General features: G+C 36.6%; 20 protein-coding genes. 5 read left to right on the top strand and 15 right to left on the bottom strand.

Annotated elements, in window-relative coordinates; genetic code table 11:
• Nucleotides 1-9 precede the first annotated feature (9 nt).
• Nucleotides 10-822 carry a patatin-like phospholipase family protein gene (locus tag C8N28_RS04965; protein ID WP_132222092.1) on the bottom strand — a complete coding sequence of 271 codons (813 nt, stop codon included), beginning with the start codon at nt 820-822 and terminating at the stop codon, nt 10-12.
• 75 nt (nt 823-897) lie between these two features.
• Between C8N28_RS04965 and C8N28_RS04970 the strand changes: the two genes are divergently transcribed.
• Entirely contained in the window at nt 898-1,683 is a 786-nt protein-coding gene (locus tag C8N28_RS04970; protein WP_132222094.1) for an SDR family NAD(P)-dependent oxidoreductase, read from the top strand.
• Here C8N28_RS04970 and C8N28_RS04975 read toward each other — a convergent pair.
• Nucleotides 1,680-2,309: a hypothetical protein gene (locus C8N28_RS04975; protein ID WP_132222096.1), complete on the bottom strand. Its 630-nt coding sequence runs from the start codon at nt 2,307-2,309 to the stop codon at nt 1,680-1,682. The genes C8N28_RS04970 and C8N28_RS04975 overlap by 4 nt on opposite strands.
• A 130-nt stretch (nt 2,310-2,439) precedes the next feature.
• Between C8N28_RS04975 and C8N28_RS04980 the strand changes: the two genes are divergently transcribed.
• Both C8N28_RS04980 and C8N28_RS04985 read left to right on the top strand, forming a co-directional pair.
• Complete coding sequence (locus C8N28_RS04980) at nt 2,440-3,336, top strand: NHL repeat-containing protein (protein WP_132222098.1); 897 nt, start codon at nt 2,440-2,442, stop codon at nt 3,334-3,336.
• A gap of 21 nt (nt 3,337-3,357) precedes the next feature.
• Nucleotides 3,358-3,849 (top strand): YajQ family cyclic di-GMP-binding protein, encoded by a 492-nt coding sequence (locus C8N28_RS04985; protein WP_132222100.1) that lies wholly within the window; start codon nt 3,358-3,360, stop codon nt 3,847-3,849.
• Between the two features lie 65 nt (nt 3,850-3,914).
• On the opposite strand, the gene C8N28_RS04990 is transcribed toward C8N28_RS04985, so the two are convergent.
• The 9 genes from C8N28_RS04990 to C8N28_RS05030 form a co-directional block, all read right to left on the bottom strand.
• Nucleotides 3,915-4,679: a 3-keto-disaccharide hydrolase gene (locus C8N28_RS04990; RefSeq protein WP_132222102.1), complete on the bottom strand. Its 765-nt coding sequence runs from the start codon at nt 4,677-4,679 to the stop codon at nt 3,915-3,917.
• Between the two features lie 36 nt (nt 4,680-4,715).
• A complete protein-coding gene (locus tag C8N28_RS04995; RefSeq protein ID WP_132222104.1) occupies nt 4,716-5,870 on the bottom strand; it encodes a Gfo/Idh/MocA family protein in 1,155 nt (384 codons plus the stop codon).
• A 21-nt stretch (nt 5,871-5,891) separates the two neighbouring features.
• Nucleotides 5,892-6,935 carry a sugar phosphate isomerase/epimerase family protein gene (locus C8N28_RS05000; RefSeq protein WP_132222106.1) on the bottom strand — a complete coding sequence of 348 codons (1,044 nt, stop codon included), beginning with the start codon at nt 6,933-6,935 and terminating at the stop codon, nt 5,892-5,894.
• A gap of 29 nt (nt 6,936-6,964) precedes the next feature.
• Complete coding sequence (locus tag C8N28_RS05005) at nt 6,965-8,170, bottom strand: cupin domain-containing protein (RefSeq protein ID WP_132222108.1); 1,206 nt, start codon at nt 8,168-8,170, stop codon at nt 6,965-6,967.
• Nucleotides 8,171-8,201: 31 nt separating this feature from the next.
• On the bottom strand, nt 8,202-9,260 hold the full coding sequence (locus tag C8N28_RS05010; RefSeq protein ID WP_132222110.1) for an aldose 1-epimerase family protein: 1,059 nt from the start codon (nt 9,258-9,260) through the stop codon (nt 8,202-8,204).
• Nucleotides 9,261-9,274: 14 nt separating this feature from the next.
• The gene (locus tag C8N28_RS05015) at nt 9,275-11,950 is read right to left on the bottom strand and encodes a c-type cytochrome (RefSeq protein WP_132222112.1); all 2,676 of its coding nucleotides are present in this window, start codon (nt 11,948-11,950) and stop codon (nt 9,275-9,277) included.
• 86 nt (nt 11,951-12,036) lie between these two features.
• Complete coding sequence (locus C8N28_RS05020; RefSeq protein WP_132222114.1) at nt 12,037-13,524, bottom strand: RagB/SusD family nutrient uptake outer membrane protein; 1,488 nt, start codon at nt 13,522-13,524, stop codon at nt 12,037-12,039.
• A gap of 20 nt (nt 13,525-13,544) precedes the next feature.
• The gene (locus C8N28_RS05025) at nt 13,545-16,655 is read right to left on the bottom strand and encodes a SusC/RagA family TonB-linked outer membrane protein (RefSeq protein WP_132222116.1); all 3,111 of its coding nucleotides are present in this window, start codon (nt 16,653-16,655) and stop codon (nt 13,545-13,547) included.
• Between the two features lie 238 nt (nt 16,656-16,893).
• Nucleotides 16,894-17,442: a plastocyanin/azurin family copper-binding protein gene (locus C8N28_RS05030; protein WP_132222118.1), complete on the bottom strand. Its 549-nt coding sequence runs from the start codon at nt 17,440-17,442 to the stop codon at nt 16,894-16,896.
• A 209-nt stretch (nt 17,443-17,651) separates the two neighbouring features.
• Here C8N28_RS05030 and C8N28_RS05035 point away from each other — a divergent pair, with 209 nt between their 5' ends.
• Entirely contained in the window at nt 17,652-18,302 is a 651-nt protein-coding gene (locus tag C8N28_RS05035) for a DsbA family oxidoreductase (RefSeq protein ID WP_132222120.1), read from the top strand.
• Here the strand turns inward: C8N28_RS05035 and C8N28_RS05040 are convergent.
• Nucleotides 18,299-19,447, bottom strand: a complete 1,149-nt coding sequence (locus C8N28_RS05040) for a BaiN/RdsA family NAD(P)/FAD-dependent oxidoreductase (protein WP_132222122.1) — start codon at nt 19,445-19,447, stop codon at nt 18,299-18,301. The genes C8N28_RS05035 and C8N28_RS05040 overlap by 4 nt on opposite strands.
• A gap of 72 nt (nt 19,448-19,519) precedes the next feature.
• On the opposite strand from C8N28_RS05040, the gene C8N28_RS05045 reads away from it, so the two are divergent.
• The gene (locus C8N28_RS05045) at nt 19,520-20,746 is read left to right on the top strand and encodes an MFS transporter (RefSeq protein WP_132222124.1); all 1,227 of its coding nucleotides are present in this window, start codon (nt 19,520-19,522) and stop codon (nt 20,744-20,746) included.
• On the opposite strand, the gene C8N28_RS05050 is transcribed toward C8N28_RS05045, so the two are convergent.
• From C8N28_RS05050 to spt, 3 genes are read right to left on the bottom strand one after another with little or no spacing between them, the layout of a single operon-like run.
• Nucleotides 20,743-21,732, bottom strand: a complete 990-nt coding sequence (locus tag C8N28_RS05050) for an NAD-dependent epimerase/dehydratase family protein (RefSeq protein WP_132222126.1) — start codon at nt 21,730-21,732, stop codon at nt 20,743-20,745. The two genes, C8N28_RS05045 and C8N28_RS05050, sit on opposite strands and share 4 nt — an antisense overlap.
• Nucleotides 21,729-22,850 (bottom strand): hypothetical protein, encoded by a 1,122-nt coding sequence (locus tag C8N28_RS05055; RefSeq protein ID WP_132222128.1) that lies wholly within the window; start codon nt 22,848-22,850, stop codon nt 21,729-21,731. The genes C8N28_RS05050 and C8N28_RS05055 overlap by 4 nt, the downstream gene beginning before the upstream one ends.
• Nucleotides 22,847-24,052, bottom strand: coding sequence for a serine palmitoyltransferase (gene spt / locus C8N28_RS05060; protein ID WP_132222130.1), 1,206 nt, complete (start codon nt 24,050-24,052; stop codon nt 22,847-22,849). Before spt ends, C8N28_RS05055 begins: the two co-directional genes overlap by 4 nt.
• Nucleotides 24,053-24,152 lie beyond the last annotated feature (100 nt).

Here is a 24,152-nt window from a genome sequence, read left to right on the forward strand (position 1 = left end):
GGAAACATTTTATTGTTTTACGAGTTGGCTCAGATTCGTTTTTAGTTTCTCTAGAAAAGATGCTTCTTTGATTAAATTAGGATGTTCAAGTAAATATTTTACTCCATAATTATAGCCAATATCAATAATCTCATTGGCTTTACTCAATTCAAACAGGTTATAATCAATAAGCTCTTTTGGTTCTATGTACATAAAACATCCGTGAGCAGATCGTCGGACTTTTTCTACAAAGCTTAAATGGAAAGAACGATCTATTATTTCCCATAGGCCTCTTTTTTCACTTAAATCACGGATCGGGTTTACATGCACACAAACAACGTCTTTCTTCCTATTAAGAAATGGCTCAACTGGTAAATTGTTAAATAATCCACCATCAACATATGGAATATTATCAATTTCAACCGCTGGAAAGATTGCCGGAATTGCACAAGAGGCTGCCAATGCTTCCATGATGTCGCCCTTATTAAAGATTTTTTGAGTTCCATCAATAAACGAAGTAGCTGTTATATAAAGAGGCATATTCAACTCTTCGAACTTATGATGCCGCAAATTTTTCTTGATATATTCGCTGACTTTATTAAAAGAAATAAGACCCATCCTCAATGAATTCCAGGTAAACATTCGGCGGCTTAACTTTCCGGCAAGGATCTCGATAACTTCATCAACCGTATAACCATTGGCTAAAAATGCCCCAGCGATTGCTCCGGCACTGGTGCCTGATATTTCAGAAGGATAAACTTTCTGTTCGTGCAGAGCCTTTATTACTCCTAAATGAGCAAAGCCTCTCGCCCCGCCACCAGAAAGCACAAATGGTTTCTTCATTATTGCAATTGATAAGATATGCAAAATATCAATTTATTTACAGAACTTATAGAATATTTACATAGATTCAAAAATATGGCATATGTATTAATAACCGGAGGAGGTAAAGGAATAGGAAAGGCTATTGCTATAGAGTTAGCATCAAGAGGTTACAATGTATTATTAGTCGCCCGAACAGAAGATGATCTAATAAAACTATGCAATAAGATAGAAACAACATATTCTGTAAAAACTCAATATTTCAAAGCTGATCTTTCAGTAAAGGGCATCGAAAATGATATATTCCGTTGGGTACAATCCCTTAATATTGAAATCGAAATTCTAGTAAACAATGCAGGATATGGGTTAAGTGGAAATTTCGAAAGCCAGCGCTTAGATGATTTAAAAAATATGATGCAATTAAATATGATTACATTAACCGCGATTACATATGCCTTTTTACCTCAATTGAAAAAGCAGGAGAAATCGTTTATTTTAAACATTGCAAGTACTGCTGCTTATCAAGCAATACCCGGACTGAGTGTATATGCTGCAACAAAATCGTTCGTTCTTTCTTTTAGTAGAGGTCTTAAAGTAGAGCTTATTAATAGTTCCGTTTCTGTAACCTGTATATTGCCAGGGCCTACAAATACTGCCTTTATGGAACGCGCCAGCCTAAGCAAAAGAGGTTTAGAATTAACAAAGAAAGTACATATGCAACCAGAAAACGTTGCTAAAATTGCAGTTCACGCACTTTTGACTGGTAAGGCTGAAGTAGTTTCTGGATTAAAAAACAAATTGACAAGCTTTTTATCCTGGCTCTTACCGAAATCTTTAATAGAAAGAATTGCAGGTAAACTGATAAGGAATGTATTACACTAGTTTCGCTTCAAAATAACGCCTTTATTTATCATATCAGTCATGATGACCTGGCTTAATTCTGTACCTAAAGATCTTGCTGAACTCGGGTTAAATGACTTTGTTTGTGCCGAATATTTCAATGCTTTAGTACTTAAATCATAGAAATTAGCCTCTAATGTATAATTTGTTGATTCTGTATAATAGCCCGGATTATATATTCTTGCATAGACTGTTTGATAGAAACCCCAGAAATAATTATAATAAGTATAAGGCCTATAACTGACAGACCCAGGCACGTAGTCTTTGTCTTTTGATCGATCTAATAATGCTACAACTAAAACTGCATCATAACCATTATCCGTAATCTTAGCAACGGCTTCTTTTTCAGTAAGCTTTTCAAAGGCTTTAGGACCATATTCAATATATGCCGATCCACTCGCCATACCATTTGTTAAAAAACCTTGTACCAAACCTTTTTCAAGATTTTCCCTCAGCTCTAAATTCTTAGGGTCCATTAGCCCTAATACCAGAACCTTATTATACTGTTTAACAGTTTCATCAGGAGCCTTCCATGAAGAAACTAACCGAGTGCTGCTACATCCACTAAAAATGAACAGCGCAATTATTGGTAAAATGAACTTTTTCATGACCTGTTATTCTATATATATTAATAACATAACTATTGAGTTTCAGTTTTGTTATTAGAAAAATTTACTATCTTCAATGAAAATAGCTTTATTAAACCTATCTCTTATTAAATCCAATTTTTTATCAATTATGAAAAATCTATCGAAACTTAAATTCATAGCTCCCTTCCTTTTTTTATATGCATGTGGGGGAACTGCCAATAACACTGACTCCACACAAAACGTTAATGACTCTATTCAAGTAAGTCTTAGCCAGGTATGGTCTACTGATACTACTCAATTAGCTACTCCAGAATGTGTGACTTATGACCCTGCAACCAAGGTTCTATATGTTTCCAATTTAAATAGGGCAAATGATATTGATAACGATGGCTATATCTCCATTGTTAATACGGATGGCAGTGTAAAGAATGCTCAATGGGTAAAAGGTCTGGGAGCACCATTGGGAAATGACATTTATGATGGCCATCTATATGTTAATGATAATACCAATATAGTTAAGATCAATATAGAGACTGGAGAGATTGTTGATAAAATACAAGTTGATGGTGCAACCAGGCTTAATGGTATTTCTGTAGGTCCGAATGGAGATATTTATTCAGCAGATATTGAGGGTAATAAAATATTCAAAGTAACTCAAAATGGTGAAGTTTCTATAGCTTTTGAAAGTGCAGAACTTGACAGGCCTAATGGTGTTTTAATTAAAGGTAACGACCTAATTATTGCTTCTTTTAACGCCAAAAAACTATTGTCTGTTAACTTGGAAAGTAAAGAAATTAAAGTATTAGGAGAAGGATTAGAAAGTGCGGATGGAATCGTTGCACTAGACAATGATAATTACTTAGTATCAAGCTGGACTGGACTTGTTCATTTCGTAGGTAACGATTCAAAGGTTCAAAAGATTTTGGATACAAAAGGTCAAAGTATAAATGCTGCTGATATAACTTTTATTCCTGAAGAAAACCTATTGGTGGTTCCAACGTTTAATGCTAATAGCTTAATGGCTTATAAAATGGAACTCAAATAATTAAAATTAAAAGCTAATAAAATGCCCTCATTTGACATTGTAAGTAAGGTTGATGCCCAAACTCTGGACAACGCCATTAATAACGCAAAAAAAGAGATTCTAAATCGATATGATTTTCATAGTTCAAACAGCACGATTGATCATGATAAGAAAACAAATGTGATTACCATCGTGACCGAAGATGATATGCGGTTAAAAGCTATTATCGACACGATTACTGCACGGATGTTTAAACAAAACCTTGATGCTTCAAGCCTTGATTTTGGCAAAGAGCATAATGCGGCAGGAAATATGATCAGGAAGGAAATAAAAGTTAAAGAAGGAATCGATAAAGAAACTGCTAAAAAAATTGTAGCGAAGATTAAAGATAGCAAAATCAAAGTTCAGGCTTCTATTATGGACGAACAGGTTCGCGTACAAAGCAAGAATATTGATGATTTACAGAAAGTGATGGCTTTATGCCGAGGGGGAGATTTCGGCCAACCGCTACAGTTTATCAATATGAGAAACTAAGTAAAATAAATGGGGGAACTAATAATATTAGTTCCCCCATTTATTTTATTCTTTATTAAAATTATCTATTGCTTAATCTTAATGCTTCTGAATTCTACTTTCATTGGAGGGCCTACGTGCATTTGTACTCCAAGATAACCAGACATTTTACGATTTACTGTATCATTATCCAATACATCGCTCATCAAAACTCCATTGATATAGTGTTGAAGTCTATTGCCTTTCGCAACGATACGAATTTCATTCCAATCATTATCATGAATTGCGCTTCTTAAACTTGCAGCTGTTCCTAAACTATCTTTAACAATCATTGGACTCCACGCGTTTCTAGCTACCTTTGCTTTTGCTGTATCTGGTTCAGTAGGTATTTCTACTATCTGACCACGATAAGCCAAAGTAGTCCTCTTTCTCTCTTCATAATTTTGACCTGAATATCTATTTCGACCATCAATATCGGCTTGATAACCCTTCAATGCAAATGGAACTCCATCAACATATTCACTACGGTATTGGATTCCGCTATTTCCAGATTCAGTAATTCTATACTCAGCTTTTAATTCAAAATCTCCAGGCTGTTTGCCTTCCCAGATTAAAAATGTATTACTTTTCAAAGCAGGAAGAGATTCTTTTGTCTCTCCTGTTAGAACTCCATTAATTACATGCCAATAAACAGGATCCCCTGTCCAACCATTTAATGTCTTCTTATCAAAAATATCTACAAAACCATCCTGGGTTATTGCAGTTTGAACGTTGTCTGTGCCTTTCTGTGGTACAGGATCCGTAGCATTACTAAAGCTTAATAAGGCTACCAATGAAAATGTTAAAACCATATATTGTTGTTGATTAGAATTATATATTATTTAATATTATGTCCATTCTACATTTGTATTCTTCCATTCTTTATCAACAGCTGAATCTATAACTGATTCGCAAACTTTCTGTGTTTCAAGTGCATCTTTAAATGTAGGAGCACAAACATCATTTGATTCCAAACTTTTAAGAAAATCAGCTGCTTGATGAACAAATGAATGCTCATAACCTATTGATAAACCAGGCACCCACCATTTATCCATATATGGTTGATCTCCATCAGTTACATGTATAGAACGCCATCCTCTAATAATAGATTCATCTGAATTATCAAAATACTCTAGCCTATTTAAATCATGTAAATCCCATTTAAGAGAACCTTTTTCACCATTTATTTCAAGAGTGAACAATGCCTTGTGTCCTCTTGCATAACGTGAAGATTCAAATAATCCTAAAGAACCATTTTCAAAATGACAATGGAAAATACAGGCATCATCTATTTTTACATCTTGTAACTTGCCAGTGTCTTCATGAACACGTTGCTTAACAAAGGTTTCAGTCATCGCAGAAACATCCATAATGCCTCCATTTAACCACATAGCCGTATCAATACAATGTGCTAATAAATCGCCGGTAACACCTGAGCCTGCCGCTTCAGCATCCATACGCCAAAAAGCTCTTCCTCCTTGTGGAAGATTTTCGTTAATTGTCCAATCTTGTAAAAAATTAGATCGGTAATGAAATATTTTACCTAGTTTTCCTGAGTCTACTATCTTTTTTGCAAGCGTTACAGCAGGAAGGCGACGGTAATTATACCATACAGTATTTCTAACATTTGCTTTAGCTATCTCATCCACCATTAGCTGAGCTTCTTCTAAATTACGAGCGATTGGTTTTTCACAAAGAACCATTTTGCCGGCTTTAGCTGCAGCTATTGCAATCTCGGCATGCATATTATTAGGCGTACAAATATCTACCGCATCTATATCATCTCTTGAAATCAGAGTTTTCCAATCAGTTTCATACGATGCATATCCCCATTGATCAGCAAAACTTTTAACTTTCTCTTCATTTCTAGAACAGACTGCTTGTAATTTAGGTTGATACTCTAAGTCAGGGAAAAAGTTCTTCACTCTATTATAAGCATTAGAGTGCGTTCTACCCATAAAACCACAACCAATCAATCCTATTCTCAATTCTTTTTTCTTCATAACAAAATTTATGTATTATAATTATGCTTCGTACCAGCCGTGTGCTTCACGGACCTCAATCATCTTACTTAAAATATTATTCCAGGTCTGTTGTTGCTCCATTACTTGGTTAGGGAACATGCATCCATCCCAACAAATATGTCGTGTTGCCTTCGTAAGTTTGCCATCATTATCTCTTAACCAGAAACCTGCATCATGTGCAATATCAAGTTTCCCATTTGGATCATTGGCTAAACAATGACGTCCTGTTTTATCATGTGCGCCTGACCCGAAGACGGTTCCATCATTTTGGGCAACATGAAAATCAATTGTCCACGGGCGCAATTTATCTGTGAGCATTTTAAGTGCTTTATCTAGTTCAGCTCTATCATCCCACTGAAAATCCTTAGGTAAAACCCGATCTTCCGGACTATTATATCCTTGCAAGTACAATAACGTATGCGCCATATCAGCTTGGAAACCCATATTTGGTTTATCAACTGCTTCCAATGTTTCAAGCATTATCCGCCAACTTTGCATACCTCCCCAACAAATTTCACCTTCTGCTGCAAGTCTCTCACCAAAATCGGCTGCCACGTCACAAGCCTCGCGAAAAGTTTGAACAATTAATTTAGAATTCTCTACAGGGTTTTCACACCAGCTGTCAACATCACTTGCAGAATCAATACGAATTACATTTGCTGTACGAATACCCATATCACGGAGTTTCTTTCCGAACTTTGAAGCCTTACGAACGCTTTCTACAAATCTATTTCGCTCATCTTTGCTTCCCATTGCCGGACCACCGGTAGGAGCCCAAATTGGAGCGACTAAGCTTCCTATTTCTAAATCTAAATTCCCAACCTTATCAACAAATTTCTTAATGTAGTCATCCGATCCATCTATATTAACATGGTAATCAAAAAGTCCCAGATCAATCCCGTCAAATTTCACTCCGTCCACTTCTGCAGCGGCTGTCTTTTGCAACATGGTATCAAACGAAATAAGAGGTTCTGAGCCATCACCTTTTCCAACAATACCTGGCCACGTAGCATTGTGAAGCTTCGGAAAATTATTCTTATTCATAATATATATAATTTGGTCGTTAAAAATCTTTATAATACTAAATCAGGGTTTTCAGGACCGAAGTGCTTAAGCATAACTATAGGGTCTGTTGTTGAATGATTAACAATTTTTACTCCTTCTAACGCAGCTTTTTCTGAAACAAAAAACTCATCATTTGTTAATTGACCATAACGGATTAAGGCAGGAGTTTCAATATCCCAAACTCCCATTTTACCATGACCTTGCATCATAATCAATCCATATGCAGCACTATCCTTAATTGTTACAGTTTGACCTGGCAATACAGTAAGTTCCTTAGCACTAAATGCATCAGACTTATAACATATCCAGTTTTCAATGTAACCTTCACTCTTCATTTCATCCAATGGTTTTACTGGCTTAGGTGCCATAAACCTATTTTCCATCATATTTGGATCAAGGTTAAGATCCCAATCAATTACATCAAGCAAAGCTTCATAATCGCCTTTGCTTTCAGGAGGTGTACCTTTCCACAAAAGTTCTTCTGGAATAATAGCCTCATTTACCAGTGACTGGTACATAGCAAAAACATCAGATGCTTTTTGCGGCTCATAAGTACACATACTACCAGGTGCATGAAGTAATCCTGGAGGAACATCCCAACCTGTACCCGGATCTAATTGATATGCTTGTGAATAGCTTGTGATCTTATTATCTCCTTTAGTAAAGTTCATTAAACATTCTTTAATCTGCTCTCTGGTAGTACCAGGTGAAATACCCATAAATGTATATGGAAAATCTCCACCATGGTTATTAAGTTGAGGAGGGAAATAATATGCTTCAGGTTTACCCTTCTGCCCGACTAATGCAGCTTTCTCATCATTATGATGAATATGATGCGGAAGAGGTCCCATATTATCAAAAAACTTAGAATACATAGGCCAGGATTGATACTGATCCCATAATCTATTTCCAATAATTTCTCCTTTTACCTCATCAATAGCATCCTTTAATAATACTTTTTCTACTTTATCCCCATCATTAAATACTATAAAACTCAGTCCTTCATGCTCTCCCGTTAAAGGTCCATTCTCTGCTGGTGTAGTAGAAGAAAACCATCTCTCATCTATTCCTCCACGTTCTCCACCTAGTATATAATAATCGTCTGGATGAAGCTTAATCCTTCTACCAGGCACACAAAATGAGCGGGGAACCCATGTAGGTGCTAACCTCAGTATACCTTTTCCTTGCTCAAGAGCTTTAGTCGTAATACTCATATTCTGATTTTATAATTTAAATTTAATTGTTCTATTTATTAGAATTGTTAGTTGCTTCTTTATTATTTAGTACGCTTATTGTCAGATCGTACTCTCTTGTCTCTCCAGGATTTATAAATATAAGCTTCCCTGTTTCTCTTGCTTTCTTTTGACCTACCGGAGGATTAGTGCCGGGCTCCAATCCCATTACATATTCTCCTTTTCCCCAGTGCTGCCAATTTGTTAACCATGGCAATTGATCCTTCTTAAATTCAAGAGTTAAACCAAGACCTAGTTTCTTATTACGGATTCCAGACTTACACATGCCTTCACTATCTGCATCAACATCAATAAACACAGCTTCTTCGCCACCTCCTAAATGTGCATCAATTGGAGGTAAGCAAGTACGGAAATTGTTTCCTTCTTTAAATATTTGATTTTGACTTCCAGACTCTCTGGGTGTCCATTTTCCACTCCATATAATTTCGCTTCCTTCATCTACTAAAGGCCATCCAAAATTAAAATGATACAATAGCATATGTGGAGCCGGAGTGTTACCTCTATTTGTTATTTCATCTTTAATCTTTATTACAGATTCTCCTAAAACAGCAGAAACTGTCCTTCTCATTACCAAATTCGGACCTAAAGGGTGTCCTTGTCGTATTATGCCAGTAATGCTCATATCGAATTTGCCCATCACAGGATCGGGTTGAATAACCGATTCAATTTGAGCAGAAGTATTACTAATTTGATCATGGAGACCTCTGTCTCCAAAATCATCACTTTCCGGACCACCAACATGAGTTAAACCACATGTCACTAATAAACCGCCCCCGAAAGTCCTTAACCATTCAACACCATTATTTGAAAACGGCTGCGGGTTCACTACCCCTAAAGCGCTATGCCACGCTAAGCTATTTTCATTGAAAAAGGCATCAGAGATATCCATGGCTCGATCTATCAGAACTTTAAATCTTAATCCACTACCTGTATTAATCCAAGCAATTTTAGATCCCTTACCCAAACCATTATCAAGAATAGAAGTTTCAATTCCACCCAGTTGATTTGGATTAGAGATTTTATCGAGCCATGGCTTATCTGTTGATGTCATTTATAATTTAATTTTTAATTCTTTGGTTTAAATAATTCGCTGCTCTCATTTCCACCAGATCTTAAATATGCGATCAAATCTTTCAATTCATCTTTATTTAACGGACTGATTGTTCCTGGAGGCATAATTGAAACCTCAGATACTTTTACCTCAGCAACATTTGCTTTTGGTATCTCTCTAAGAGTTTGTGGAGCATATGGATTTTGTGAGATAGAATAAGAAGTAGCAGTTTCATTAACAACTCTACCAAGAACTGATGATCCATCTTTCAATGTCAAGACAGTAGAACCATATTGATCAGAGATCGTCTGACTTGGAAGAATAATAGCCGTTAATATATCTTTAGCAGAGAACCTGGTTCCTAATTGTGTTAAATCAGGTCCTGAAGAACCTCCTTCACCTTGAACTGAGTGACAAGCGATACAATTAACTGCAGCGAACATTGCTTTTCCTCTAGCAAAATCACGATTACCTGAATCGGCTTCTACTACTGGCAACGCAGTGTCTACAGTCCAGTTACCACGTGGACCTTGAGGTCTTATACCTGTAGCAGCTAATGCAGTACCACGTCCAGTACCAGTTAGAAGTTCACTTCCAGACATTACGTTATAACGAGCAGAGTCTGCTTGAGGAACATTTGCTAATGCCATATTTCTAGCAGTATTAATGAATCCTACATAGCTATTACCACCTTTATATCCAAATGCATTGTGGAACCATTTAAAATAAGTTTCACGCATTTCTGGAGTCCATCCTGATTTAGCATTAGCACCACTCAGAACAGTTGCCAGATATACCTGTTGTGCAGGTGGAGTTTTTGCTAACATACCGGCGATATCTAATCCATATTGAGGATTCCGCATAATTAAATCAGACGAGCTCATAATTGTCTGCTGATATGAAGCGTCATCTTTTGCTGTAGCAAGTAAGGTCACAGTTTTTTTAATTGCTTCTGGAGAATCTAAATACACTAATACTTTCGCTAATTCTCTATCTAACTCATTTTCACCAGCTGGGTAAAGAGGATTTAAATAGCTAATTACCGCAGCTTTTTCTTGATTATCCGGCATGCCCAATCTTAAGATTGCTAACTCGATAGCTCTTATCAAATCCAATTTCTGATCTGATGGTAAACTTGCAATATTAACAGATGTTAATTTCTTAAAAATCTGTGTCTTTGATGCAGAGTCTCCCACTCTAGCCATAGCAATCATTGCTTCAGTTATAGCACGAGGGTTGGTCTCATTTAAAGCTAAATTTCTCCAAGAAGCTACAGGTTGATGTTCTATCGCTATACGAGCAGCATAACGAACATATCTGTCAGGATGTTTCAAATAAGGCCATGATACAGATACCGCATTAGGGTACGCTTTAGAATCATCATGAAATACCTCCAATTGCTTTCTAATTTTAGCTTCAGGAGTTTCTACTATATTAATGGCTGGTGTACTAATGGTTTTATAATCCTTATGATATACACGGTAAACATCAGAACTTAATCTACGTCCACCAGTAAGGAAATACATTGCACCGTCAGGGCCAATATTACCATCTGTTAGAGGCAATGGCGACCCAGATATAAATTCTTCTGCATTACCTTCATACCCAGCTCCTTTTGGATTTGTATGAATTGCATACATAATACCAAAACTCCAATCAAAAGCGAACATGCTTGTTCTATACTTCTCAGGAAATTTTGCTTTTCCTCCATACATAAAGTTAGTTGGAGAGCCCTGACCGATATTAACGATAGCAGGTAAGTTATCCGGATAAGCAGGAGACCACTTACTATTACCGGTACGCCATCCGAATTCACTTCCGCTTGGTGAGAAACTAACACGTGTAGGACGGTACCAAGGCATTCCGAAATCCCACTCCATATCAGCATCATAAACAAACATGTCACCAGCAGCATTGAAATCAAAATCAAAGGCATTTCTATAACCCGCACTAATTAATTCATAACTTTTACCTTCAGGATCAGTTTTAGCTATCCAACCACCTGGCGCCATCCGATTATTAGCATGACCTCTTGGATCTTTTATCAAAGGGAACAAGTTATCTTCTTGCCAGTTATGAGGTAAACGATAATGATCTATTTTCGGAAGATCTGTATGATTACCAGCAACAATATACAATGATTTTCCATCCGGTGATAATTTAATACTATGCGGACCATGTTCTCCTGGTTCACCACTCAAAGCAAGTAATTGAGTTATTTTATCAAATTTATCATCACCATCAGTATCCTGTAATCTATAAAATCCATTTTCAGGTCCATTTCCATTAGCTACATTATTAGGCGTATTATTCACCATTACATAAAGACTATTAAAAGCGTATAATAATCCTTGTGCATAGCCCATTGCTACTTTGGTTGTATCTGTACCCATGGTAAGTTTCTCAACTTTAGGCTTCACAGTACCTGAACCGATCGCTGGAATTTCCAGACGGTATAAGAAACCATATTGATCGGCAGTAATCATTCTTCCCTTATCATCAAAGGTCATTGCAACCCAAGATCCCTGATCATTCTCTGAAGGACTATAAAGATGTTCAATGACAAAACCTTCAGGTACAACAATTTTTTCTGTTTTTGGATCCCCTGGCTGCAGACTATCCCACGAAACAATTACTAGAGCGAGGAATGCCAAAATCAGAATAGGAATCTTTTTTAGGTGGTTTTTCATAAGTTTTAAGTTAATTAATTTTTTTTATTTGTTCGGCAAAAGAACGGTAACAATATAATCATTACCGTTCTTATTTTTATAATATACTATTTCCACTCTGGATTCTGCTCTATATTATTGAGCCTTGTTTCTCTTTCAGGAATAGGATATAATAATTTCCAAGGCTGAATATTATAGGTTGCATCACTTAAACGGGGTAATAATGCTCTTTGTTCCTCACCATGTGCAGTCATTATTTCTATAGCCTTACCGCTTCTTAGTAATTGGAACCAACGATGATTTTCAAATGCCAACTCTACTCTTTGTTCATGAAGAACTGCATCTTTCAAATCAGGTGCTGTCAATCCAGATAGAGGATCTAAATCAGCACGCAGACGAACTTCATTAAGAGGTCCGTAAGGATCACCTGTACCCGATGCTGCCATTGCTTCAGATAACATCAAAAGCACATATGAGTAACGGTAAACTGGCATATTCTCATCAGATCTTGAATTCCGTGGATATGGAGGATGGTAGTATTTCTTAATAAATGGAATTGTACTACCTCCAAAATAATCTGCTTCCTGATACTTTTCATTCGCAGCATTCGTAAACATTTGTATTGATGCATCTTTACGAATATCTCCTGGCTCATAAGCATTCACCATGCTCGGTGTAGGAATATTCCAAGCACCTAATTGCCCACCAAATCCTGTAAGAATTTGTCTACCATCACGAGGGCCAAATGAGAATATCCAGTTAGCAGCTTCTGACTCTAAACCATAGTTAAATTGAATAGCATAAATAGATTCTTTGTTATTCTTTTTAGTAGGATCAAAGTTATCTGCATAATTATCCAATAAACCATAACCCATGGTAGTAACTTGTTGCAATGCAGGAATGGCTAGATCATATTGTTTAAGAGTTATATAAACCTCTCCTAACAGAGTCAATGCTGCAGCTTTCGAAGCTCTTCCAAGATTTGCTCCAGTATAGCTAGGTGGCAAATTATCAGCAGCAGCTTTCGCATCTAAAATAATTTGGTCATAAACGGCTTGAACACTTGCCTTCTCTCCACCAAAGGCAGTTTCTGGACCTGATATTTCTTCCAGAATTAATGGTACTTCTCCAAATAAACGTACCAAATGGAAGTATTGCATGGCGCGTAAGAACTGCATTTCACCTTTGTATTGATTTTTCAAGGTTTCATCAGTAAATTCAACAGCGTCAATTTTCCCCAAAACAATATTTGCTTGTTGTATAGTGGCATAAAGTCTGCTCCATACATCTTGAACTTGATTATTGGTCGGAGAAATCAAAAACTCATCGAGCTCTTCTCTTTGTTGAGCTCCACGATTCCCTTCATCGTACTGATAATTCGTATTATCTGATCGCATTTCAGTCATAGCAGGAAAATTTCCTGTATAAGTTGCCTGTGTTGTAGCATAAACTCCGTTTACCGCTAAACGTATCTGGTCTTCTGTCTTATAATAGTCTTCTCCTCTTGAAAAAGTATGAGGATCCACATCTAATAATTTATTACAGGATGTCATACTAAGAAGAAGGAGTGCTATCGCATATATTTTTATTTTCATCTCTTTTTCGGTTTAATTATTTAAAATGTAAAGTTTGTTCCCAATGTGAATATACGTGGTACTGGATAGTTCGAATAATCAAGTCCTGGTACAAGTGCACTTTGACTACCTCTATTGTAATTCGTTCCTTCCGGATTTCCAGGATAATTGGTTATCGCAACTACATTTTGAACAGAACCATATATACGTGCCGTTTTTAAGAAATTAGTTCCGATTCCATTCTTAAAGGTATAACCCAAGGTAATATTCTTCACCCAGGCATAATCTGTTTTATGGATCATATGAGAATGAGAATCTCTGAACATTACACGACCTCTACCATCACCAGATGTTGTTGGAACAATTCCATTACCAGGAATTGTTTCAGATTTCCATCTGTCAGCAACATCTTTCGTTACATTAAATACACCGTCAATATTCCAAGTATAATAGCTAGTTGCACGAAGCATTTCAGCACCCATTGCACCTACTACTAATACACGAAGATCTAAATTTTTATAATTAAGTGAGTTAGTAAGTCCCCAAGTAAAGTCAGGATAAGGATTTCCGATTACTTCAAAATCTGCGAACGGGGTAATTTCACCATCTCCATTAACATCTTTAAAGCGCATGTTTCCTGGAATTGCTCCTGGGAATTTCGGATATTTATCTAAATCAGCTTGATTTTGATAGATACCTTCAACTCTATAGCCAATAAGCATACCCAATGGCTGGCCAATCACACTAACGTTGGTTGGATTGCCCTCGCTACTGCTACCAGAATACAATGGATCTGTACTTCTACCTAAGGCAACTACTTTATTCTTATTAAAAGAAATATTAAAGTTTGTTGACCATCTAAAGTTTTCACCATTAATATTACGTGAATTAATTCCCAATTCTAAACCTTGATTACGAATATCTCCACGATTTTCCATAGCTGTTGCAAAACCAGAAGATTGTGGAATTTCAGATTCCAATAATAGATCCTGCGTATTTCTGATATAGAAATCTGCTGTCATTGTTAGTCTATTATTTAAAATAGTCAAATCATAACCCAAGTTCAATTCACGCATTTTTTCCCATCCTAGAAACGAATTCCCTAAATTAGTTTTATATCGGCCACTTGCTAACCCTCCGTTAAACACATAGTCACTTGTACCAATATTACTCATATAAGAATAGTTTCCGATATTGAAGTTACCAGAGAAACCATAAGATGCTCTCAGTTTGAATTCATTCATCCATTCTACATCTTTCAAGAAATTCTCATCAGACAATCTCCAACCCAAAGCTAATGAAGGGAATGTTCCCCAGCGATTATCTGCTCCAAAACGAGATGAACCATCACTTCTCACAGTAGCTGTTACAAGGTATTTGTCCATGTAACTATAATTTACTCTGGCAAGATAGGAAACAAGTCCCCAGTCACTAATATTAACTCCATTATTAGGTATAGTGATTCTAGCTGCTGCATTTAGAGCTTCAATATCATCGTTTGCGAACTCATTACCATTAAATGTGTGAGATCTAAACTTATTAGATTGAACTGTGAATCCTACTAATGCATCAAATGAGTGATTACCTGATGTTAAATCATAATTCAAGGTATTCTCATTTAACCAATTCATTGATGATCTGCCACTATAGTTACCACTTGGAATGGAAGGTGGTGGAGTGTTTGTAGAACCTAAAGTTGAAGGTCTAAAAGATCTTGACTCACCACTACCATAATCAACGTTAAAGGTTGATTTAAACTTTAAGTTCGTTAACAGATCATATTCTCCATAAGCATTGAATAGAACTCTTGCATTACTGCCTTTATTAACAGATTCTTCTAAGAACATAACAGGATTCGGCAGTCCAAATGCTCCTGGCGCTTCATCAAGAAATGCATTATATGTACCATCGGCATTATAAACTGGCGAGATAGGATTGGCAATATCAAAAAACTCATCTCTACCTTGTCCTCTAATATTACCATTTGTATAAGTAAGAGAAGGTGATAGGCTAACTCCCACTCTAAACTTATCTGTTAGGTTCGCATCAACATTACTTCTTAATGAAAAACGTTCAAACCCTGTATTAAGCATAACACCTTGTTGGTTGAAATACCCTGCGGATATATAGGCCTTAATATTGTCGCTACCACCACTAACACTTAAATTAACATCAGACATCGGTGCCACGCGAGTTACTTCATCAAACCAGTTTGTACCTTCACCAATCAATGATGGATTACGATAGATCTCAGGAATTTCATCCAATGATGGTTCTCTTCCTTCTTCGTATCGTATTTTGTCCATTAAAGCTTCTTGTCTCCATTGAGCAAACTCCTGACCGTTCATTAAATCAGGTCTTCCTTTTTGAGGAACTTCCTGTAAACCGGTACTTGCCGTTACAGCTATAGTAGCTTTACCACTTCTTCCTTTCTTGGTATTAATAATAACTACCCCATTCGCACCTCTTGATCCATAAATAGCTGTAGCAGAGGCATCTTTTAAAATAGTCATGGATTCAATATCCTGAGGATTGATTTCACTCATAGGATTAGATCGTTGACTGGAAGAACTTGGAACTGGAAAACCATCTATAACATATAGAGGCTCACTAGTAGCACCTACTGCACCAATACCACGAACCTGTATTTGAGGTCCACCACCTGGAATACCGTTAGATGTACTTACATTCACACCTGCTACCTGTCCAGCAAGGGCCTGATCGGGAGAAGCTAATGCCTGATCCCTAACATTTCCCATAGAAACGGTAGATACTGATCCAGTTACATCTTTACTCTGTTGAGTACCGTAACCAACAATAACAACCTCTTCTAAGCCTTCTGATCCGCTTACAAGGGTTACATTAATTGTTCCGGCACCTCCAACAGTTCGTTCCTGCTCGTTATATCCGATACTTCGGAAAACAAGCACAGAACCTGGTGCAACCGATATTGTATAGGCTCCTGTTGCACTAGTTACAGATCCTTGCTGTGTGCCCTTAACAAGAACGGAGACCCCGCCAATCGGGCCAACTTCGTCCCTAACAACCCCGGAAACCTGCACGGGCTGCTGAGCAAAAACAGTAAGACTAAATAAGAGGCTGCAACAAAGCATGAGCAGCCTTTGGCTAAAGAAAAGATAAAATCGCATCATAAGTTTTGGTTTTAAAGGTTATAAAATCACTATGGTTATTAAAGTAAATATACCCAGCACCCCAGATAGCGGCAACCTGCTCTATCCTGATGCAGCATCCAAATCCATAATTCAGCGAAAAAATCTGATCTGCTTAATCAAAAGAAAATCCCCATTGCTTACTCAATAAAGCAAGCAATGGGGATTAAAATTAGATTAAAGGTTAAATATGTAACAATCTCTGCTACATGAGAGTTTATTATTTAGTAACGGTCATTATACCACTCATCATTCTCCAATGACCGGGAAAAGTACATACGAAAGGATATTCTCCAGCCACATTAGGCACCTTAACTGTCAGCTCAAACTTATCACCCTGATTGAGCAAAGGTGTAGAATATAACACTTCAGGGATTTTTGGCACGTATTGCAATTCCGCACCATTCGCCATCCCTGCTAAAGCATCTGCAGCATTACCAACTTTATCTAATGAGCCTGGTTTAAGAATAAGTAGATTATGCTGCATAAAATCAGGATTCTCAACTACAACCTTTACAGTAGTACCAGCTTTTACAGAGAATTTTGTTTTATCAAATCTCATTTCGCCAGGTACAATTTTAATAGTGATAACCTCGTCAGCTACTATTGCAGTCTCAATTATATTTTCTCTAGTCTCAACTTTATTCATACCATCATTTGCAAGAGGTAACGCTGAGAGTTTCTCTATGGATATTACGGAAGCTTGGGAAGTAGTAAAAGCTCCTAAAATAATCAAAGCTCCTATTACTGATAAAAATTTCTTGTTCATCTTATTCTATTTAAAAATTTGTTTAATGGATACTAGATATAACTCCTCTTAAGAGATTATATTTTCTTGCGCAAAATAAATAACAAAAAGTAGCATACTATCATGCACCATCATGAGCTATACAATTAATGTGCCTGATAGTATTTTGAGTAAATGTGAAATGACGATTCAAAACCCGATATTTGTCTTCTATATTAAAACAGAAGAATATGAAAGTAGAAATATGGTCTGATGTAGCCTGTCCATTTTGTTACATCGGTAAGAAACGTTTTGAGAAAGGACTAGCAAACTTCGAACATAATAAAGAAATTGAAATTGAATGGAAAAGTTTCCAACTTGACCCTACCCTTCCAGAAGAAGGAGCAATGAAGTTACCTGATTACATGGCTCGACAAAAAGGGCTATCTCAAACAGAAGTTAAAGCAATGTTCCAACATGTAATTCAAATGGCCGATAGTGAGGGTATAGAAATGAAGATGGAGCAGATCAATGCAGCAAATACTTTGACTATGCATCGATTAATTCAGCTAGCGAAAACAAAAGGACTCGGTGAGATTGCAGAGGAAGAGTTTTTCAAAGCCTATTTCTCAGGAAAAGATTTTACCAATATAGCTATTCTTTTAGAAATATGCGAGACAATAGGTTTAAATAATGCAGAAGCAAAAGAAGTAATTGAAAGTGAAAAATTCTCCGATCATGTTTCTAAGGATATTTATGACGCTCGCACTATCGGTGTAAGAGGTGTTCCTCATTTTGTCTTCAATGATAAATATACTGTATCAGGAGCACAGTCTAGTGAAACATTTTTAGGTGCACTAGAAAAATCCTATAAAGAATGGAAGCAGAACAACAATGCTTAACTGATTTTAGCAGTATAATATCCGGACGAAAAACAAGCTTGTAATAAATACCCTCCAGTTGGAGCATCCCAATTTAGCATCTCTCCACAACATTGGATATTGGGATATTTCTTTAAAAACAACTGAGGGTCTAGTTCTCCCCATTCAACACCACCATATGTTGAGATTACTTCATCAATAGGTCTAAAACCTATTAATTGGATTGGAAACTTCTTGATTTTATCAGCTAATTGAACGGGGTCTATATAGGTTGCTTTATTTAAGCCTTTTAACATTGCCAATTTGACAGGCTCCAATCGAAGCTTTTTCTTCAGTACTTCGGAAATCTTTCCAGAAGACAGTAGCTCTATAATTTTTTCTGAATCAAGATTAGGTTTCAAATCAACATATAGGTATTGGGGAAAATACTTTTCTCTTACGAAACGATTCATAAAGTATACGGCAGAACCTTCTATACCATAATTGGCAATAATGAACTCCCCATATTTCTCGCCATATTCATTAAACAACCGAACATTCTTTAATGCCATACCAGCCAGGTTCTGCCAAGGTTCAGCCATTTCTAAGCCTGAATTAGAAGGTTCTAAAGGTTTAACCTGTATTCCCTTGTTAAAAAAAAGAGAAACCCAACTTCCATCAGAACCAGTCTTCGACCAGGACTTACCTCCAAATGCAAAAACGGATCGCTTATACAACACTTCTTTATTACTACCACCAGTTATAAAAACCAACTTCTCAGAGTCGAAATCTACTAAACTATGATTGAAGAAAAACTTAACATTCAATTCTTGTAACACAGCCAACCATCTTTGCAATACTTCAATGGGTTTAATTCCCTTTACGGGGAAAATCTTTCCAGAAGATCCTACATACGTTTCAATACCAATAGACTGCAGCCAGCGAATAGTATCCTGATTAGTAAAGTCCCGAACAATCAGTTGAATCTCTGGTGAATCATAACGACTAAGCAACAGTTCTAACTCCTCTGAATGAGTGAGATTAAAACCACCCTGACCAGCAACCAAAAATTTGCGGGCAGGTACAGATTTATGATCATATATAAAAACAGAGTATCCTTTTAAAGCAAATTGGTGTGCTGCCATTAAACCTGCCGGACCTGCTCCTACAATATGTACACTCTTCATAAATACGAAATTACCATTTTATGCCGTTTATTGCTTAGATTTAAATTAAAATAACAGCTCCTTCTAACGTGTATGTTGCTATTCCGTTCTCTTAAATACTATAATTACAGATTGTTTTTCACAGGACAATCCATTTCTCTTATAGGAACCTGGATGCAGCGGGTAGCCATTAGCTGGCTGGTATATCGTCTCACAGGATCACCCTTTATTTTAGGACTGATTTCCTTCGCCAGCCTTTTTCCTTCTCTGATATTAGCTCCATTTGCTGGGAGCTTGGTAGACCGGTACAATAAATTCCGAATCTTTTGGTTTACTCAAATCATCCTAATGCTCCAGGCAGGCACATTAGCTTTAATGGTATGGTTAAATTATTATGATATTTTATGGATCGGAATACTAAGTTTAGTACAGGGTTTAGTTACATCTTTGGATGTCACTGCACGTCAATCCTTAGTAGTAAACCTGGTAGACAGAAAAGAAGATATACCCAATGCCATTGCCCTTAATTCATCCGTATTTAACGGAGCACGTTTAATAGGCCCTGCTATCGCTGGAGTCATTCTAAGTTCTTTTGGAGAGAACATCTGCTTCTTAATTAATTTCCTAAGCTACATAGCAGTATTAGTTTGTCTCTTATTAATGAAGATAAAAATAACTGTAAATGAAAAATCAACAGAAAATATCTGGTTCGACCTAAAAGAAGGGTTCCGATACCTAAAAGCATCGCCAAACATATCTTCATTAATTTTATTAATGGCATCATCCAGTCTATTGGTTATTCCTTACACCACCTTTCTGCCTGTATTTGCTAAAGATATCTTTAATGGTGATGCCACAACTTTTAGTTGGTTTGAGAGTTGTGGAGGTCTTGGTGCTTTAATAGGTGCTATTTATATGGCAACCCTCAAATCACATCGCAATTTTACAAGAATAATTATACGCTCAAGCTTTATTTTATCAATATCTGTACTCGGCTTAGCTATGTCTCCTTCTTTAATTATAGGGCTACTCTTCGCTGCCACAGGCGCATTGGGGTTAATGGCGCAAAACTCTTCTATCAATACTTATTTACAAACACATACAGATGATAAGATGCGAGGGAGAACGATGAGTTATTATATTATGGCTTTTCAAGGAGTTTTACCAATTGGAGCATTGATGATGGGCTATTTCGCTCATCTTTTTGGAACTGTTTTAGTTGTAGCCCTCGAAGGTGTCGCGGGTATTCTAATTATGATCAGCTTTATTCTTTATCGTAAACATCGGCTTAAAGAAGCAAAAGCACGATTAATTACTTAAAGCCATTTACTTTCTTTATACCAATTTAACGTTTCAGAAACACCTTCCTTTAAACTGTATTGTGGCACAAAATTTAAATCTCTTTGAATCTTGCTAATATCACAAGCCCAATTAACCGCTGTAAGCTCATTCATCTTTTCTTTATTTAAGACCGGAGTATCCTTTCTATTCGAATACCATCTATCCATCAAGATAGCCAATCCAGTCACCATAAAAATCGGTAAATGAACCCGGAATGCCTTTTTACCTAAAATCGATTTAGCAGCATCTGCCAGTGCATAGCGGTTATAAACAACACCATCCGTAATATTATACATATTATTAGTTGAAGCTATGCTCAGCACCTTCACAAGAGCCTTAGCTAAGTCTTTTACATATATAAAACTAAGTTGCTGGCTAAACTTACCAATATAGGGATCCAGCCCTTGATTAATCGCCTTGAAAATTACATACAGATCGTGTTCCCGCGGACCATATACAGCTGTTGGTCGAATAATTACTAATGGCAGGTTTGGTATTTCCAGCAAGTATTGTTCTGCTAATAATTTACTCCAGCCATAACTGGTAACAGGATTAGGTATAGAATTATCTTGAATCAGAGTCGATAAATCTTGAATTGGCCCTAAAGCTGCCAAACTACTTACCAGCACAAACTTCTCTATAGGTACGCTTACCTGACTAGCGGCAAGAGCTAGGTTTCTACTAAATTCAGCATTGATCTGATTATAATCAGCTAAGGTCTTAGCTTTAGTAATCCCTGCAGCATGAATAATATAATTATATTTCTTGCCTTCAATCTCTTTTTTCAGATCTTCAACAGACGTATAATTCAGATGAATATAATTAATATTAAAATGACTGAGATGTTCAATCTTACTATTCGGTCTAATAGCTGCATATACTTCTAGTCCATTCTGTAGAGCTTCTGCAATTAAATGATACCCTACAAAACCGCTTGCACCTGTAATGAGGATTTTCTTTCTCATATCGATTTCTCCAGTATCCTATATTTACGATATGGAATACCATTGATACGCTCAATTGCTTTGTTTACTAAATCATTATGCTCTAAGGTCCAGGAGGCCTCCGCATAGGTGTAATTTTTCTCTTGAAAAGCTTTTATAATTAAGCCATATAAACAGGCCTCAATTCCCATCTTCCGATAGCCATCAACCACTCCTAAAGTCATAATACGTATCCCTTTGATCTTCTTTTTCATCCCCAATAATTTGAAAATTCCAAAAGGAAGTAAACGGCCTTTTTTTATCGTTTTAAGAATAGGATTAATATCAGGAATAGCTAAAGCAAAACCAATCAATTTGCCATTCTGCTCAGCAACTAAACAAAAATCAGGATCGAGGATCAACTTCAAATCCTTCGCCATGTGGTCAAACTCTTTATCAGTCATTGGCACAAAGCCCAAATTACTGTCCCATGCCTTATTATATACTTCTTTAACATCCCTTACCTCTTCCACAAAATTCTTCATATTAATCTTTCGAACAACAATTGAATTTCTTTTTAAACGTTCCTGAATAATATCAAGTAGTTTTACAGAACGGTCATCGTATGCTCCTGCCTCATAATAATAGGCTCTAAGATCCATGCGCTTACTAAAGCCCTGGTTTTCCAATAGCTGTAAATAATAAGGAGGGTTATAAGGCATCATTACCATTGGAGAGCCCTCAAAGCCTTCTATCAAAAGAGCACAGGTTTCATTTGTTGAAAAATTCACCGGACCAATAATAGTATTTAAACCTTGGTCTTTTAACCATTTTCCTGCAGTCTGTATTAACAGATCCGCAGTCTCCTGATCATTAATACATTCAAAAAAACCAAAGAATCCATCAGTTGAATGATGAAGCTCATTGTGGTTATTATTCCGAATAGCAGCAATTCTACCTATTACTTCCTGATCCTCATACGCTAAAAACAACTGAACTTTTGAATGTTCATGAAAGGGGTGTTTTCCTGGCGTAAGCATATCACGTTGAGCTATAAATAACTCAGGAACGTAATTCGGGTCATTCTTAAATAGCGTATGGGGGAAATCAATAAACGCTTTAAGTCCTTTTGATCCCTTTACTGCTATAACTTTTTTCATAAAGTGATATTAACTGTCTCTTCTTGTACAATCTTATATGCAGCGGAAATCTTTTCAACAGCTTCTTCAATTTGTTTAAATGTATGAGTAGCCATTAATGAAAACCGTATCAAAGAATCAGTTGAAGCTACAGCCGGAGATACCACTGGGTTTACAAATATTCCATTGTTATGTAAAATATTGGTAACCTTAAATGTTTTATCATTATCACGAATGTAGATAGGAATAATCGGACTTTCTGAATGTCCAATATCGAAGCCAGCCTCTAATAATAATTTAGTAGCATGGTGTGTGTTTTTCCAAAGAGTTTCAATACGCTCGGGCTCAGATTCGATAATATCTAAAGCAGCAATCACGCTCGCAACAGAAGAAGGAGGCATACTTGCACTAAACATTAACGATCTCGCTCTATGTTTTATAAATTCAATGGTTTCCTTCGTACCAGCAACAAACCCGCCTAAAGACGCAAGTGATTTACTGAAGGTACCCATAATAAGATCCACATCATCATTTAGGTTAAAATGAGAGGCTGTTCCAGAACCTTTATTACCAATAACACCCAAGCTATGAGCATCGTCAACCATAATATTAACACCAAATTCTTCAGCTATCTCAACAATTTCCGGTAATTTAACCAAATCACCTTCCATACTAAAGATACCATCTACTACAAGGAGTTTAGCAGCAGATTCAGGTAGTCGACTTAATTTCTTTCTCAAGTCGTCCATATCATTATGACCATACTTAATAGTACGAGCAAAAGATAAACGACTTCCATCAATAATGGAAGCATGATTGGACTCATCTAAAATAAGATAATCATTACGATCCAATAAACATGATATTACACCCAGATTAACCTGAAAGCCTGTACTAAAGAGTACAGCAGCCTCTTTGTCAACATACCTTGCCAAACGCTCTTCCAGTTCAAGGTGAATATCCAACGTACCATTTAAAAAGCGTGATCCGGCACATCCTGTTCCATAAACATCAATAGCAGCCTTAGAAGCTTCCTTGATTTTTGGATGGTTAGTCAAACCTAAATACGAGTTTGATCCAAACATTAACACCTTTTTACCATCAATAATGACCTCAGTATCCTGAGCCGACTCTATTGAACGAAAATAAGGATATAAACCTCTCTCTTTGATCGCTATAGCATCTTTAAATGACTCAACCCTATCAGATAATTTCTTACGCATACTTAAATTTAATTTATTTACAACGCCTCAAAGTCGAGTACCTTGATCATAATATTACCCTAATTTAAAGCAAATGTAAATTTTTGTTTGCAATTATTTA

It is taken from the genome of Albibacterium bauzanense (genome assembly GCF_004339765.1).
GTDB lineage: Bacteria > Bacteroidota > Bacteroidia > Sphingobacteriales > Sphingobacteriaceae > Albibacterium > Albibacterium bauzanense.